General features: G+C 70.4%; 1 protein-coding gene. It reads left to right on the top strand.

Annotation, left to right across the window (positions count from 1 at the left end; genetic code table 11):
* Nucleotides 1–1314: helix-turn-helix transcriptional regulator (locus GGQ91_RS27935; RefSeq protein ID WP_182593317.1), on the top strand; the 1314-nt coding region annotated here is incomplete at its 5' end.
* Nucleotides 1315–1339 lie beyond the last annotated feature (25 nt).

Here is a 1339-nt window from a genome sequence, read left to right as displayed (position 1 = left end):
GGGCCGACCGTGGACGCGTACCGGGACCGGTTCTGCCTGCGCTACCGCAACAACGTCGCGCCCAACCAGTATCCGATCGAGCGCGTCGTCGCCGGCGAGCGCTTCCACGATGTCGTGGTCGAGGTGCGCCGGGCCGACAAGCCCGAGATGGATTTCGTCCACTCGCTGCGCAGCCTCGTGGCCACGGACCGCGACGGCAAGCCGAGCTGCCTCGCGCTGATCCTCAAGGACGTCTCCGACCAGTTCGAGGCCGAGGAGCGGTTCGAGCGGACCTTCAACGCCAACCCGGCCCCGGCGGTGATCACCCGCCTGTCCGACCTGCGCCACGTCAAGGTCAACACCGGCTTCCTGGAGATGACCGGCTTCACCCGCGACGCCGTGATCGGCCGCAGCGTCTACGAGGTCGACGTCCTGGCCGGCGCCCGCAACCGCGACCTCGCCGTCGCGCGCCTCGAGTCCGGCGGCACGATCCCCCAGATGGAGGCCTGCCTCGACCTGCCCGACGGCGGCAGCCGGTTCGTGATCGTCGCCGGCCAGCCGATCGCGATGGGCGACGAGCCGTGCATGCTGTTCACCTTCGCCGACCTCGAACTGCGCCGGAAGGCCGAGACGGCCCTGCGCCAGAGCGAGGAGCGCTTCGCCAAGGCGTTCCGGATGACGCCGGTGCCGACCGTGCTGGTGCGGGCGGACACGTTCCAGGTCACCGGCATCAACGAGGCGTTCAGCCGGGTCTTCGGCCACGGCGAGGACCGGATCGTCGGGCGCAGCCTCGACGAGGCTGGGCTGTGGGTCGCCGACAAGCAGCGCCTGCAGGTCGAGGCCGCCCTCGACCGGCACGGCTACGTCCTCGGGGTCGAGGTGTGCCTGCGCCACGAGAGCGGGACGAACCTGGACTGCCTGGTCTCGGCCGAGCGCGTGACCATCAACGATGCCGAGTTCGCCCTGCTGGTCCTGCAGGACATCACCGAGCGCAAGCACACCGAGCGGGAGCTGTTCGACGCGATCGAGACCGTGATGGCCGACACGTCGTGGTTCAGCCGCGGGCTGATCGAGAAGCTCGCGACCCTGCGCCGCCCCGGGCGGGAGGCCGCCGAGGGGGCGGCGCCGAACCTGACGGTGCGCGAGCGCCAGATCCTCAACCTGATCTGCTCGGGGCTCGGCGACGACGCGATCGCGCGCAAGCTCGGCCTGTCGCGCAACACGGTGCGCAATCACGGCGCCGCCTTGTACCGCAAGATCGGCATCCACAAGCGCAGCGAGGCGGTGGTGTGGGGGCGCGAGAACGGCTTTCCGCTGAGCAGGCCTGACGGATGAATACCGCCGTACCGGTATGGGCGGA

The organism is Methylobacterium fujisawaense (assembly GCF_014138435.1).
In the GTDB taxonomy this organism is placed as follows: Bacteria; Pseudomonadota; Alphaproteobacteria; order Rhizobiales; family Beijerinckiaceae; genus Methylobacterium; species Methylobacterium fujisawaense.
The sequence above is the reverse complement of the archived record's forward strand: the minus strand, read 5'-3'. Positions and strand labels throughout refer to the sequence as shown.